Origin of the sequence: Cupriavidus plantarum (assembly GCF_905397285.1) — a bacterium.
Classification (GTDB): Bacteria; Pseudomonadota; Gammaproteobacteria; order Burkholderiales; family Burkholderiaceae; genus Cupriavidus; species Cupriavidus plantarum.
The window spans coordinates 416,677-429,718 of sequence record NZ_CAJPUX010000005.1 but is presented as its reverse complement, the minus strand read 5'-3'; the positions used below and the strand labels follow the sequence as shown (position 1 = coordinate 429,718).

12 protein-coding genes are annotated in these 13,042 nt (G+C 66.7%); 7 read left to right on the top strand and 5 right to left on the bottom strand.

The window, feature by feature from the left end; all coding sequences use genetic code 11:
• Positions 1–56: 56 nt before the first annotated feature.
• The 4 genes from KHP16_RS22030 (at position 57) to KHP16_RS22015 (ending at position 4,435) form a co-directional block, all read left to right on the top strand.
• Entirely contained in the window at positions 57–1,889 is a 1,833-nt protein-coding gene (locus KHP16_RS22030; RefSeq protein WP_211961122.1) for a gamma-glutamyltransferase family protein, read from the top strand.
• 106 nt (positions 1,890–1,995) lie between these two features.
• On the top strand, positions 1,996–2,973 hold the full coding sequence (locus tag KHP16_RS22025; protein ID WP_121492296.1) for a Bug family tripartite tricarboxylate transporter substrate binding protein: 978 nt from the start codon (positions 1,996–1,998) through the stop codon (positions 2,971–2,973).
• 16 nt (positions 2,974–2,989) lie between these two features.
• Positions 2,990–3,550, top strand: coding sequence for a GAF domain-containing protein (locus tag KHP16_RS22020; protein ID WP_244835950.1), 561 nt, complete (start codon positions 2,990–2,992; stop codon positions 3,548–3,550).
• 204 nt (positions 3,551–3,754) lie between these two features.
• Complete coding sequence (locus KHP16_RS22015) at positions 3,755–4,435, top strand: DUF2968 domain-containing protein (RefSeq protein WP_109583814.1); 681 nt, start codon at positions 3,755–3,757, stop codon at positions 4,433–4,435.
• 107 nt (positions 4,436–4,542) lie between these two features.
• On the opposite strand, the gene KHP16_RS22010 is transcribed toward KHP16_RS22015, so the two are convergent.
• Entirely contained in the window at positions 4,543–4,845 is a 303-nt protein-coding gene (locus KHP16_RS22010; protein WP_109583815.1) for an RNA 2'-phosphotransferase, read from the bottom strand.
• 278 nt (positions 4,846–5,123) lie between these two features.
• Between KHP16_RS22010 and KHP16_RS22005 the strand changes: the two genes are divergently transcribed.
• On the top strand, positions 5,124–6,614 hold the full coding sequence (locus KHP16_RS22005; RefSeq protein ID WP_179594142.1) for a PQQ-dependent sugar dehydrogenase: 1,491 nt from the start codon (positions 5,124–5,126) through the stop codon (positions 6,612–6,614).
• Between the two features lie 90 nt (positions 6,615–6,704).
• Here KHP16_RS22005 and KHP16_RS22000 read toward each other — a convergent pair whose 3' ends face one another.
• The gene (locus KHP16_RS22000; RefSeq protein ID WP_109583817.1) at positions 6,705–7,763 is read right to left on the bottom strand and encodes an alpha/beta fold hydrolase; all 1,059 of its coding nucleotides are present in this window, start codon (positions 7,761–7,763) and stop codon (positions 6,705–6,707) included.
• A 279-nt stretch (positions 7,764–8,042) separates the two neighbouring features.
• Between KHP16_RS22000 and KHP16_RS21995 the strand changes: the two genes are divergently transcribed.
• A complete protein-coding gene (locus KHP16_RS21995; RefSeq protein WP_167468486.1) occupies positions 8,043–8,183 on the top strand; it encodes a hypothetical protein in 141 nt (46 codons plus the stop codon).
• A 16-nt stretch (positions 8,184–8,199) separates the two neighbouring features.
• On the opposite strand, the gene KHP16_RS21990 is transcribed toward KHP16_RS21995, so the two are convergent.
• Genes KHP16_RS21990 through KHP16_RS21980 form a run of 3 tightly spaced genes read right to left on the bottom strand, consistent with a single transcriptional unit; the run spans position 8,200 to position 12,289 of the window.
• Entirely contained in the window at positions 8,200–10,527 is a 2,328-nt protein-coding gene (locus tag KHP16_RS21990; RefSeq protein WP_211961121.1) for a xanthine dehydrogenase family protein molybdopterin-binding subunit, read from the bottom strand.
• Positions 10,524–11,612, bottom strand: coding sequence for an FAD binding domain-containing protein (locus tag KHP16_RS21985; protein WP_211961120.1), 1,089 nt, complete (start codon positions 11,610–11,612; stop codon positions 10,524–10,526). Before KHP16_RS21985 ends, KHP16_RS21990 begins: the two co-directional genes overlap by 4 nt.
• A complete protein-coding gene (locus tag KHP16_RS21980) occupies positions 11,609–12,289 on the bottom strand; it encodes a (2Fe-2S)-binding protein (protein WP_211961119.1) in 681 nt (226 codons plus the stop codon). The genes KHP16_RS21985 and KHP16_RS21980 overlap by 4 nt, the downstream gene beginning before the upstream one ends.
• A 154-nt stretch (positions 12,290–12,443) precedes the next feature.
• Here KHP16_RS21980 and KHP16_RS21975 point away from each other — a divergent pair, with 154 nt between their 5' ends.
• Positions 12,444–13,037, top strand: a complete 594-nt coding sequence (locus KHP16_RS21975) for a sigma-70 family RNA polymerase sigma factor (protein WP_115954209.1) — start codon at positions 12,444–12,446, stop codon at positions 13,035–13,037.
• Positions 13,038–13,042 lie beyond the last annotated feature (5 nt).

The window sequence follows — 13,042 nt, the reverse complement described above, 5'->3', positions numbered from 1 at the left end:
GCGTGACGGTTATTTCATGGTCCTATACTGACCGCACTCATACGGACTTTTCGCCCATGTTCACGACCCGCCCGGAAATCGTCGGCACCTTCGGCGTCGCCGCATCCACGCACTGGCTCGCCACGCAGACCGCCATGGGCGTCCTCGAGCGCGGGGGCAATGCGTTCGACGCGGCCGTCGCGGCGGGGTTCGTGCTGCAGGTGGTGGAGCCCCACCTGAACGGCCCGGGCGGGGAAGTCCCCATCCTGTTCTGGAGCGAACGCGACAGGCAGGTGCGTTCGGTCTGCGGGCAAGGCCCCGCGCCGGCGCTCGCCGACCCCGCGGCCATGCGCGCGATGGGCCTCGAGATGATGCCGGGCATCGGCTTGATGCCCGCCACCGTGCCCGGCGCGTTTGGCGCATGGATGACGATGCTGCGCGACCACGGCACGTGGACCGTTGCGCAGGTCCTGGAGCCCGTGATCGGCTACGCGCGCAACGGTTTCCCGCTCGTGCCGCGCATCTCGCAAGCCATCCTCGCCGTGCAGTCGCTGTTCCGCGACGAGTGGCACAGCTCGGCCGAAACCTGGCTGCCCGAAGGCAAGGTGCCGCGTCCCGGCAGCCTGCACACGCTGCCGGTGTTGGCCGACACGTACACGCGCATCGTGGAAACCGCCATGGGTGCGGCCGATACGCGCGTGGGGCAGATCGATGCCGCGATGGACTGCTGGTACCGCGGCTTCGTCGCACAGGAAATCGACACGTATTGCCGCACCACGCCGGTGCGCGACACCACGGGCGAGCGCCACAAAGGGTTGATCCGCTACGACGACATGGCCACCTTCGCGCCCACCGTCGAAGCCCCCGCCACGATGGACTTCGGCCGCTACACCGTGGCCAAGTGCGGTATCTGGAGCCAGGGCCCGGTATTCCTGCAACAGCTCGGCATGTTGCGCCACGCGGGCATCGACGCGCATACGCCGACGTCGATCGAGTTCGTGCACAAGGTGGCGGAAGCCGCCAAGCTCGCAATGGCCGACCGCCTCGCGTGGTATGGCGACCCCGACTTCGTCCCGTCGCAATTGTCCGCGCTGCTGGACCCGCAATACCTTGCGGCGCGCGCCGCGCGCATCGGCACGCAAGCGGCGACCGCCATCGATGCCGGCACGCTGCTGAATGGCATGGCCCCGCGCCTGCCGGACCTTGGTGTGGCGGATCGCACGCTGGCCACGGCCGACGTCCGCTTCGGCATCGGCGAGCCGACCTTCGCGTCGCTGCCCCCCGTCAGCGAATGGGCCGAACGTGAGCTGTTCGTCGGCGACACCTGCCATATCGACGTGATCGACCGGCACGGCAACATGGTCGCGGCCACGCCGTCCGGCGGCTGGCTGTCGTCGAGCCCGACGATTCCCTCGCTCGGCTTCGCGCTCAACACGCGCCTGCAGATGACGTGGCTGGAACCGGGTTTGCCCAATACGCTCGCACCGGGCAAGCGCCCGTGCACCACGCTGTCGCCGTCGCTCGCGTTGCGAGACGGCGAACCGTACATGGTGTTCGGTACGCCGGGCGGCGACCAGCAGGATCAATGGTCGCTGGCATTCTTCCTGCGGCATGCCGTGCATGGCATGAACCTGCAGGAAGCGATCGACGCGCCCGCCTGGCATATCGACCATTTCCCGGGGTCGTTCTGGCCGCGCCAGACCGTGCTCAATCGCCTGAGCGTGGAAGGGCGGCTGCCGGCGGAAACGATTGCGGGCCTGCGCGCGCGCGGGCACGAAGTGCGCGTGGGCGACGACTGGTCCGAGGGCCGCATGTCCGCCGCCACGCGCGACCGCGACAGCCGGGGACGATTGGTGCTGCGCGCGGGAGCCAACGCGCGCGGCATGCAGGGATACGCGGTCGGCCGATAGGCCGGGCGCGCGACGTTCATAACAACGACAAGAGACAACTCAGACGAAACCCGCGGCCATCGTTCGATACCGACGAGGCGTCCGCAACACGACAGGGAGTTGAAACATGAGGTCCGTAGTCAAGAGCCTGCTGCGCGGTGTGGCCGCGATGGCAATGTGCATGGCCACCGCCGCGGGCGCGGCGGATGCGTATCCGACCAAGCCCATCACGCTGATCGTGCCCTGGGCGGCGGGCGGGTCCACGGACATCCTCGCGCGCGTGTTGTCGGAGCATCTGACCAAATCGCTCGGCCAACCCGTCATCGTCGATAACCGTCCGGGCGCATCGGGCAACATCGGCTCGGCCTTCGTCGCGCGCGCGCAGCCGGACGGCTACACGCTGCTCGTCGGCTCGATGAGCACGCACGCCATGAACCCGGCGCTCATGCCGAAGATGCCGTTCAAGGGCGTGGACGATTTCACGCCGCTCGGCCTGCTGGCTTACGTGACCAACACGATGGTGGTGCATCCGTCGGTGCCCGCCAAGAGCGTGAAGGAGCTGATCGACTACGCCAAGGCCAACCCGGGCAAGATTGCGTACGCGTCGGCGGGTTCGGGATCGACCAACCACCTGAGCGCGGTGCTGTTCGCGAAGATGGCGGGCATCGAGATGCTCCACGTGCCGTACAAGGGCGGCGCGCCCGCCGTGGTCGACCTTGTCGCGGGCCAGACGCAGCTGCTGTTCTCGGCCGGCACGCAGACGCTGCCGCACGTCAACGCGGGCAAGCTTCGCCTGCTGGCGGTGACCGAAGCCAAGCGCTCGCCGCTGCTGCCGAACGTGCCGACGGTCGCCGAGACGCTGCCTGGCTATGAACTGTCGGTGTGGTACGGCGCGTTCGGTCCCAAGGGCATGCCGGCCGATCTGGTCAAGCGCCTGAACGCCGAGATCAACAAGGTGATGACGCTGCCCGAAGTGAAGGCGCAGATGGACAAGATCGGCGTGGAGACCGCGACATCGACGCCGCAGGAGTTCGGCAAGATCCTGCGCCGCGATGCGGACCGCTACGGCAAGCTGATTCGCGAACTCGGTATTCAGGCTGAATGACCCGATGCCGGGCCGCATGATGTCCAGCGACACGTATATCAGCGACGCCACCGACGGCGGCGACAACGACGAGCTGGTCCTGCTCACTGTCGGCCAGGTCGGCCGCCTGTGCGAGGCGTTGCGGGGCGCCGTCGCCCCGGCCGACGTGTTCGACGCCGTGGGCAGGGCCACGCTCGGCCTGCTCGGGCCGGGCCTGCTGACGATCAACGCGTGGCATGCCGAGACCGCGACCATCGAGCGGCTGTGGTCGTCCGATATCGCGGCGTACCCCGTCGGCGGTACCAAGGCGAAGGGCGACACCCCGTGGACGCGGCAACTGCTGCAACGCGGCGAAGTCTTCGTGGGCGAGGGCGACGAGGCGCTGTCGGCGGTATTCGACGATATCGCGCTGATTCGCGAGCTTGGGCTGCGCGGCGTGGTCAACGTGCCGCTATGCCACGGCGGCCGCGTGATCGGCACGTTCAATTATCTGGCCGACGTCGATGGCTGGCGGGAGACGCAGGTGGCCATGCTGCAATGGCTTGGCCAGCTGGCATTGCCGGGGTTGCTCGCGCTCCTCGCTGCGAAGTACCGATAGCCCTCGCTAACTTCTCTCATTTCCCCAGAAGTCCCACTGTGGTGCGATTGCAAATATCAACCACGGATCAATCATTTCTGACAAAATCCGCAGCTTGGGATTAAAGCAATCAAAATGCCCAGCCGTTAACACGCCGAGGTCAAGTCTGTACGGCGTTGGTTTGCCCCGCGCGGACGGGGCCTTTCCGAAGGGGAGAACAGGGATATGACGAAGTTCATCGGCCGAACGGAGGCCGTTTCGGGCTTTGCCGTCGCGGTGCTGCTGACGGCGGGTCAAACGGCATTCGCGCAGGGCGTCAGCGCTCCGGACAAGGATGCGCCTCCGGCGCAGGCGGCTCGGCAACCGGTCGTGGTGGCGGTGGACGCCAGCAGCGCCGGCACCGCGCAGGAACTCCAGCAACGCATCGCCGGCGGCACCGTCGCGGCGCTGCGCAAGACGGCCAACGGCAGCTACGAAGCGCAGCTCCTGTTCGATCGCCAGCTGGGCAAGTACTACGTCGCGCTGCTCCAGCAACAGACCTACTGGCGCGTGATCCGCAGCGGCGACGAAGTCCGCGCCAATGCCAACTACGCGATGTTCGTGCGGCAGACCGAACGGCTGTCGGATGTGGAAATGCAGCGCGCCCGCGTGGAAACGCAGAAGACGCAGGTCGTGCAGAAGCTCGTGGCCGCGCGCGAGGTCGAGCGGCGTCTGGAAGCCGATATCGGCGTGGCGCAGGAGCAGGCCAGGCTTGCCGCGGAACGCGGGCAGGAAGAGCGCAGCCAGGTGCAGGATCTGCAGGCGCAGCAGGACGCCGCGCAGGCGGAACTCCGCGAGACGATGAGTCGTATCGCTCGCCTGCAGCAACAGGAGAAAGTCAGCGGCACGGTGACGCGCACGCGCTGATCGTCGCCTCGCCTCGCATCACACCTCACCGCATCACACCGCACCGCACCGCTGCCGAACGCCGGACCCCAGGGTCCGGCGTTTTTGTTTTGGCGGCGGTCACCTGTTCAGCGGATGAAGCAGGCCGGCACATGCGCTGTCAGCCAGTTACCGTCCGCATCCCGGTAGAACCGGAAGCCCTGGTCGTGCATGCGCAAGGCATGCACCGTCAGCACGACTGCCTGCCCATAGCGATGTCCCACCACGGCCGCCCGGTGGGGGTCGTGCGCGAGGGTGACATGGCGGCGTGTGCCGGGCAGCAGGCCCTGCGCGAGAATCGACGGCACGAAACGGTTCGCGGTGCCGTGGAACAGCATGCTCGGCGGCATGGCGGGTTGGATATCTTGAGCATTCATGGTGTCGGTAGGCATGTGTCTGTCGATCGTGGACACGACCGCGGATCTCTAAAACGACCGCGAATCTCTGAAACGACCGGGATGGTACCCCCGCCTCCTGCGTCCGATTTCAATCCAGATCAATCCCACAACATTTTCAGAAGTTTCTTGGTCGATAAATTGCTTTATCCGATGGCCTTTCCCTCCGGTCGCCCGCGCTGTCCTGCGTGGAAACGGTGGTGTCCCTGTTTCGATGTAAATCTGTTCTGCATTTCTTTCACTCTGCAGCGGAATTCTCTTTCCAGGAGGCGGTCATGCTCACCGTAATCCGGCAGTTCCGGCAGTTTTCGTGTCTTGTCCTATGTGCCGGCGTGCTCGCGCTGGCGGGGTGTGGCGGGGGTGGGGATGGTGGGTCGGCCGGGACGGCGGCTTCCGGGGGATCGACAGGCGGACCGAACGATCCCGGCGGTGGCGGCGGCACCGGGACCCTCGCGTTGTCCGTGTCGGGGCTGCCCGCCAATACGCCGGCCAATGTTTCCGTGACGGGGCCGGGCGGCTTCAGCCGCACCGTGACGGCGTCGACCACGCTGACCGGGCTGGCCGCGGGCACTTATACGATCGCTGGCGACAGCGTGCTCAACGGCACCTCGCTCTACACCGCGGCGCAGGCAAGTCAGACCGCCACGGTGAGCGGAGGCGCATCGCCATCGGTGACGGTCGCCTATGGCGCGCCGCAAACCTTCCGTCTGGCGTTGACGACCGTGGCCACGGGCCTCAGCGCGCCGATCTTCCTGACGGCCCCGGCCAACGATCCTCGCCTCTTCGTGGTCGAACGGGCGGGGCGCATCCGCATCCTGCCGAATGGCAACGCACCGGCGACGCCGTTGGCGACGCCTTTCCTCGATATGTCGGCGCTCACGACGACCGATGGCGAGCGCGGACTGCTGTCGATGGCGTTCGACCCCAACTATGCAACAAACGGCCGCTTCTACGTCTACTACACGGCCACGGACGGGGCGATCACCGTCGCGCGCTATCAAGTGTCGACCGGCGATGCCAATGTGGCCGATCCGTCGGGCACGGTGCTGCTGTCGATCCCGCACCCGGGGCAGTCGAATCACAACGGCGGGCAACTCGCCTTCGGTCCTGACGGCATGCTGTATCTGGCGACCGGAGACGGGGGCGGCTCGAACGATCCCGCCGGCAATGCGCAGAACACGGGCTCGCTGCTCGGCAAGGTCATCCGCATCGATGTGCGTGGCAGCGGCTATGTCGTGCCGCCGGACAACCCGTTCGCCGGCGGCAGCGGCGGCAGGGCCGAGATCTGGGCCAGCGGGTTGCGCAATCCGTGGCGCTTCTCGTTCGATACGGACGGACTGCTGTATATCGCCGATGTGGGCGAGGGCGCGCGCGAAGAGGTGAACGTGCAGCCCTCGACGGCCGCGGGGCTGAACTACGGATGGGACCGGACCGAGGGCACTACCTGCGTGGGCGCGTCGTCGTGCGATACGTCGGGCCTGACGCCGCCGGCGTTCGAGTACAGCCATGCGGATGGCGGGTGCGCGATTCTGGGCGGCTATGTGTATCGCGGCAGCGCGGTGCCCGAGCTGAAGGGGCGCTACTTTTATACCGATCTGTGCACGGGGCGGCTGCAGAGCTTTGCCTATCGGAACGGGGCGGTGACGGAGTCCGTCGACTGGTCGCTGCCGTTGCCGGGAACCGTGTATTCGTTCGGCTCGGATGCCGCGCGCGAGCTCTATGTGCTCAGCAACGGGCAGGTGTTGCGCGTGACGCGCGGGACTTGAAGGGGCGATCGCTTACCCGGTCGAGCGTGTCGCCGGGATTGTGGCGCAGCAGCGTGACGGGGGGGGCTTGGCCCCCCCTGGGTCAGAACTTCAACCCCCCCACTTGTCCACATCCAGCACCGCCTGCGCGAAGGCGGTCGGTGCTTCCTGCGGCAGGTTGTGGCCCACGCCGCCGCCAATGTCCCGATGCTCGTACTTGCCCGTGTACTTGCTCCGATAGGCGCTCGGCGCCGGGTGCGGCGCGCCGTTGGCGTCGCCTTCCATCGTGATGGTCGGCACGCCGATCGTCGGGCCCGTGGCCAGTTTCTTTTCGATGTCGTCGTACCTGGCCTCGCCCTCGGCCAGGCCCATGCGCCAGCGGTAGTTGTGGATCGTGATGGCCACGTGGTCGCGGTTGTCCAGTGCCGCGGCGCTGCGGTTGTACGTCGCATCGTCGAACTTCCACTTCGGCGAGGCCAGTTGCCAGATCAGCTTGGCGAACTGGTGCGTGTACTTTTCATAGCCCAGACGACCGCGATCGGTCGCGAAGTAGAACTGGTACCACCATTGGAGCTCCGCCTCCGGCGGCAACGGCTGCTTGCCCGCCGCCTGGCTGCCGATCAGGTAGCCGCTCACGGCCACCAGCCCACGGCACCGCTCCGGCCACAGCGCGGCGAGAATGTCCGCCGTGCGGCCACCCCAGTCGTAGCCCGCCACAACGGCCGTCTTGATCTTCAGCGCATCCATCAGCGCGATCGCATCCACCGCCAGCGCGGCCGGCTCCCCGTTGCGCGGCGTGTCGGCCGACAGGAACGTCGTCGTCCCAAAGCCCCGCAGGAACGGCATGATCACGCGATACCCGCGCGCGGCCAGCAGCGGCGCCACGTCGGCAAAGCTGTAGATGTCGTACGGCCAGCCATGCAGCAGCAGCGCCACCGGACCATCGGCGGGGCCGGCCTCGGCGTAACCGACGTTCAACGCCCCCGCCTGGATCTGCTTGATCGGACCGAGCGAGGTATGCGTGCCCGGCGCCGTCGGCGGGACGGACGCCGCCTTCGGCAGGGTGCCCTGCGCATGGGCTGCCTGTATCAGGCCAAACTGCGCCGCCGCCAGCGACAGCGCCGCGGTACCCAGAAAGCCTCGGCGAGGCAGGTCGATCTTGTCCGTCATGTTCTTCTCCAGTTATGCCTGATGGGGTTGCCGCGGAGGGCGGTCGCAAGGAACTGGAATGAAGTCTGGGGCCGCATCGCAAGCCGTATGTGTCAAATCCGGGCCGATTTGTATCGCCGTGTATTAGCGTAATCGCCACACATATGACGATACACACCGCCCCGCAAGACGGCCCATCCACGCTGCGGCGGACAGATGGCCTGGAAGTTGCTACAAAGCAAAAACGCCGCACGGGGGGCCGTGCGGCGCACCAATACAGCGCGTCGATGGGGGTCAGCCATGAAGCCACATATCCAGCATTCCGCCCGGAACTATCGGGGACCGTGCCAGCAGCATGGCGTCCGCTACTATGCGGCGCTGCTGGGCATCGTCTGCGCCACCGGCATCGCGTATGCCGCAATGACCGGCTGGGGCGCATAACATTCGGACAGCGGACTTACACCGCCGACCCCCGCAGCAGCTTGTCGGGGGTCATCGGCGTGGACCGCAGCCGCACGCCCGTGGCGTGGTAGATGGCATTGCTGATGGCCGCCGCCACGCCCACGAGCCCGATCTCGCCGACGCCTTTCGTGCCGATGCGGCTGACGACGCGGTCATCCTCCTCGACGAAGATCACGTCGATATCGTGGATGTCGGCATTCGCCGCGAAGTGATACTCGGCAAGGTTGTGGTTCATGAAACGGCCAAGCCGGTGATCGGCAAGCGTTTCCTCGAACAGCGCCTGACTGATCCCCCATACCACGCCACCCACGACCTGGCTCCGCGCGGTGAGCGGATTCACGATGCGCCCCGCGGCCACGGCGCTGACCACGCGGGTGACGCGCATGGTCCCGAGCGTTTCATCGACGCGCACCTCGCAGAACACGGCCGAATGCACCGCGCGTACCGACTTCTTCTGCCGCAGCATGTCCGGCACGAGCATGTGCCGCACGGCGATATTGGCGCGCTCCCGCATTTGCAGCACGCGATGCAGCGGTAGCGCGACATCGGGGCGCGCGCGCAATGCGATGTGCCCGTCCACGAACATCACGTCCTCGAACGCGCTGTCCTCGAAGCCATGCCCCGCGATGCCGCGCGCCAGTCGCCACAACCGGCGCTGCAGCTTCTCGCACGCGGCATCGACGGCGGCGCCGACGGTGGCGATGTGCGAAGACCCGCCCTCGATTGGCGCGAACGGCAAATCCGAGTCGCCGAGGCGGAATACGACCTGTTCCAGCGGCAACCCCATCGCCCCCGCCGCGATCTGCGAGATCGCGGTGTAAGTGCCCGTGCCGATATCGGTCGCCGCGCACGCGACCTCGAGCCGCCCATCGGCATGGAACGTGGCGCTGGACCGCGCCGCCATCTGCATCGCATCCCACGTGCCCGTGGCCATGCCCCAGCCGATCAGCTCGTGCCCCTCGCGCATGCTCCGCGGCGCCGCGGGCCGGCGATCCCAGCCAAAGGCGCGCGCGCCCTGCTCGTAGCATTCCATCAACTGCTTGGTGGAGAACGGCAGGTCCTTGTTGCTGTCGCGTTCGGCGTAGTTGATCTTGCGCAGCGCGAGCGGATCCATGCCAAGCGCATACGACAGTTCGTCCATCGCCACTTCGATCGCATGCACGCCGTGCGCGGCACCGGGCGCGCGCATGTCGATCGGCGTGAACTGATCCAGATCGACGAGCTTGTAGCTGTAGCGGATGTTGTCGCACGCATAGAGCTGCCCCGACCAGTTGACCACGACCTCGACGTAGTCCTCGTCGCGCGACGTCGCCGCCGCGGCTTCGTGGATGATCGCGCCGAGCCTGCCGTCCGGCGATGCCGCGAGCCGGACGCGCTGCCATGTCTCCGGCCGATGGCCGAACGTGAACATCTGCTGGCGCGTCAGCACGACGCGGACGGAGCGCTTCAGCTGGAGGGATGCCATGACGGCCATCAGGAGCTGATACTGCGGCCGCAGGCCAGAGCCAAACGCGCCACCCACGAATGGATTGCGCACGGTAACCTTGCGCCCCGGCAGCCCGAACGCGCGCGACACGACCCATCGCGAGTTCTGCGACCCCTGCGTCTTGTCGTAGATGGTGAGATGGCCGCGATCGTCCCGAATGACGGTGCTCGCATGCATCTCGAGCGGATTGTGGTGTTCGGCTCCCGCATAGAACTCGGCATCGACCGTGACGTCCGCCTGCGCGAACACGGCATCCGGATTGCCCTTGGGCTTGGGCGGTTTCGAGTAGCCCGCCTTGTAACCGCCGGGTTCGTGCGCGGCGTCGCGGCGCGAGAGCATGTGCGTCTCGTGCGGGTACACCTCGTATTCGACATGCACGAGGCTGGCCGCATGCCGCGCGATCTCGAACGTTTCCGCGACGACGAGCGCCACCGGCTGCCCGCTCGAATGCACCTGCGCGTCGTGCAACGGCCGGAATGGAATGCCCGCGGGCGCCGTCATGTCCTTGTAGAAGACGCGCAGCGAGCGCATCGAGGGACGGTTGTCATGATGAAGCACGTCGAGCACGCCCTCGACCGCAAGCGCGGCGGACGTATCGATGCGCACGATGCGCCCGCGCGCGATGGTGCTGTTGACCACCACGCCATGGCACAGGTCGGCGACAGGATGCTCGGCCGCATAGCGCGCGGTGCCCGTCACCTTGGCGTGGCCGTCGATGCGCGGTACGGCGGTGCCGATGCCCGCGGGCCCCGTATTCGGCGGGGCGATCGGCTGCTGGTTGGACTCCGCATGCCAGTCGCGGCCGTCCTCGCCCGGAGGCAATGTCGTTCTGGTCATGGCTGACCCTCCATGCGGAACGCGTCCGCACCGGTGTTGGTGACGATGCCGGCTGCCGCCATCTCCAGCGCGCGCACGACGGCGCGCTGCGCGAGCGGAATCTTGAAGGCGTTGCCCTGCGTGCTCTCGGGCAGCGCGGGCCCGCCCCAAGCGCGCGCATCGCGCAGCAGGAATGCCGCGACGTCGATGAACGTGTCTGTCGTGGCGGGTTTGCCGACGAGCATCGCTTCCGCTTCCGTATCGCGCCACGGTTTGTGCGCGACGCTGCCAAGCGCGAGGCGCGCGCTGCGGATCATGTTGTCCGGATAAAGCTCCAGCGCCGCCGCGACGGAGACGAGCGCGAACGCAAACGACGCGCGCTCGCGTACCTTCAGATAGGTGCTGTGGGGTGCGTACGGATTGGGCGGGACCGCGACATGCGTGATCAGTTCGTCGGGCTCGAGCACCGTGTCGAGATCGGGTCTGTCGCCGGGCAGGCGATGGAAATCCACGAACGGAATCTCTCGCGTGCCACGTATGGATTCCACATGGACGACGGCATCCAGGGCGGCCAGCGCTACACACATGTCCGACGGATGCGTGGCGATGCAATGCTCGCTTGCGCCGAGAATGGCGTGCTGGCGCGCGATGCCGTGCGCGGCGGGGCATCCGGTGCCCGGTGCGCGTTTGTTGTAGGGCACCCCCGCATCGTAGAAATACATGCAGCGCGTACGCTGCAGCAGGTTGCCGCCATTGGTCGCCATGTTGCGGATCTGGCCCGATGCGCCGGCGAGAATGGCGGCGCGCAGCATCGGGAAATCGCGTTTCACGTCGGGATGCTCGGCGGTATCGGCGTTACGCGCCAGCGCGCCGAGGTGCAGCGTGCCGTCGTCGCGGTAGCCGATATCGGCCAGCGGCAGGCGACCGATGTCGACGAGCGCGTGCGGGTGCATCACGTTCTCTTTCATCAGGTCGAGCATGTTGGTGCCGCCGGCGAATAACCGGCCTTCGCGGTCGTGGCCCGGTTCGGCATCGCCCGCGAGCGTGGCGATCGCGGCGAGCGCCTCCGGCACGGTGTCCACGCGCAGATAGCGGAACGGCGTCATGGCTGCTCCTTGTTGTTGGTCGTGTTGTTGGCTGCGTTGTTGGACGCATCGCCGTCCGTCAGGAGCACACTGGCGATCGCGTCGACGATCTGCGCGTATGCACCGCAGCGGCAGAGGTTGCCGCTCATGCGCTCGCTCAGTTCGGCGCGGTTGAGGACGGGCGCTTCGTTCTGCAACGCGACCGCGGAGCAGATCTGGCCCGGCGTGCAGTAGCCGCATTGAAACGCGTCATGCGCCATGAACGCCCGCTGGATCGGATGCAGGCCGCCGGGGGTATCGCCCGCTTCCTCGGTGGCGATGCCTTCGATGGTCGTGATATCCGCATCGTCGTAAGCGACGGCCAGGGCAAGACAGGCATTGATGCGCCGTCCATCGGCGATGACGGTGCAGGCGCCGCACTGGCCGTGGTCGCAGCCTTTCTTGGTGCCCGTGAGGTCCAGTCGGTCGCGCAAGAGGTCCAGCAGGGTGGTCCAGGCTGGAATGTCGAGCCGGTACTCGGTACCGTTGATGCGGAGGTGGGTCGGATGTGCCGCGGGCGGCTTGTAAGTTTGCGCGGTAATTTCGGAAATATGACGCGTGGTTTCCACGTCATCCGTGCTGGTGCCGGGTGCGGCGGTGTCGGCGCGTGAGCGCGGAGGGGGGCGGATGGCGACGGTATCGCTGGGTGAGCTTGGCATGGGGTGTCCTTTGCGGGTTGTGGGGACATGCGCGCTGCACGCTCGACGCAAGCGCTGTTCCATCCCTGTGCTTTTCGGATGTCTAACGGGTATCATGGCGATCGTCGCGGCATGAGGATCGTGCCGACTCACAGAACAAGAGCCACGAGATCAAATGGCATCGTCTACCGCGGGAATCGACCCCAACGAACTCGAGACCGTCCGGCCGTATCTGCTGCGCTTTGCGCGGTTGCAACTGCGCGACGACAGCCTCGCCGAGGACACCGTCTCCGAGACCATCCTCGCGGCGCTCGAGCATCCCGAGCGGTTCGCCGGGCAGTCCGCGCTGCGCACCTATCTCGTCGGCATCCTCAAGCACAAGATCGTGGACCTGCTGCGCAGCGGCAAGCGCGAGGTACGCATCGCGCTGGCATCGAACGAGGATGGCGAGGCGCAATCGGACGACGATGCCTTCGATGCGCTGTTCACGCGCAATGGCCACTATCAGGATCCACCTTCGGATTGGGGCAATCCCGACCGTTCGCTCGAGCGGCGCGAGTTCTTCGAGATCTTGCAGTTGTGCGTAGACAAGCTGCCCGCCAAGGCCGGCCGCATCTTCATGATGCGCGAATGGCTGGAACTCGAGACCGAAGAAATCTGTCAGGATTTGAAGATCAGCGCGACGAACGCATGGGTGATGTTGTATCGCGCCCGCATGCGCCTGCGCGAATGCCTGGAACTCAACTGGTTCGGGCAGCGCGGGACCTGACGCTC

What these genes read in the sequence shown, in the direction of transcription:
- KHP16_RS22010 (WP_109583815.1), bottom strand. Translation starts at nt 4,845, where the DNA reads ATGCCTACCGACACCATGAATGCTCAAGATATCCAACCCGCCATGCCG.
- KHP16_RS22030 (WP_211961122.1), top strand. Translation starts at nt 57, where the DNA reads ATGTTCACGACCCGCCCGGAAATCGTCGGCACCTTCGGCGTCGCCGCA.
- KHP16_RS22015 (WP_109583814.1), top strand. Translation starts at nt 3,755, where the DNA reads ATGACGAAGTTCATCGGCCGAACGGAGGCCGTTTCGGGCTTTGCCGTC.
- KHP16_RS21975 (WP_115954209.1), top strand. Translation starts at nt 12,444, where the DNA reads ATGGCATCGTCTACCGCGGGAATCGACCCCAACGAACTCGAGACCGTC.
- KHP16_RS22025 (WP_121492296.1), top strand. Translation starts at nt 1,996, where the DNA reads ATGAGGTCCGTAGTCAAGAGCCTGCTGCGCGGTGTGGCCGCGATGGCA.
- KHP16_RS22005 (WP_179594142.1), top strand. Translation starts at nt 5,124, where the DNA reads ATGCTCACCGTAATCCGGCAGTTCCGGCAGTTTTCGTGTCTTGTCCTA.
- KHP16_RS22000 (WP_109583817.1), bottom strand. Translation starts at nt 7,763, where the DNA reads ATGACGGACAAGATCGACCTGCCTCGCCGAGGCTTTCTGGGTACCGCG.
- KHP16_RS21980 (WP_211961119.1), bottom strand. Translation starts at nt 12,289, where the DNA reads ATGCCAAGCTCACCCAGCGATACCGTCGCCATCCGCCCCCCTCCGCGC.
- KHP16_RS21990 (WP_211961121.1), bottom strand. Translation starts at nt 10,527, where the DNA reads ATGACCAGAACGACATTGCCTCCGGGCGAGGACGGCCGCGACTGGCAT.
- KHP16_RS21995 (WP_167468486.1), top strand. Translation starts at nt 8,043, where the DNA reads ATGAAGCCACATATCCAGCATTCCGCCCGGAACTATCGGGGACCGTGC.
- KHP16_RS22020 (WP_244835950.1), top strand. Translation starts at nt 2,990, where the DNA reads ATGATGTCCAGCGACACGTATATCAGCGACGCCACCGACGGCGGCGAC.
- KHP16_RS21985 (WP_211961120.1), bottom strand. Translation starts at nt 11,612, where the DNA reads ATGACGCCGTTCCGCTATCTGCGCGTGGACACCGTGCCGGAGGCGCTC.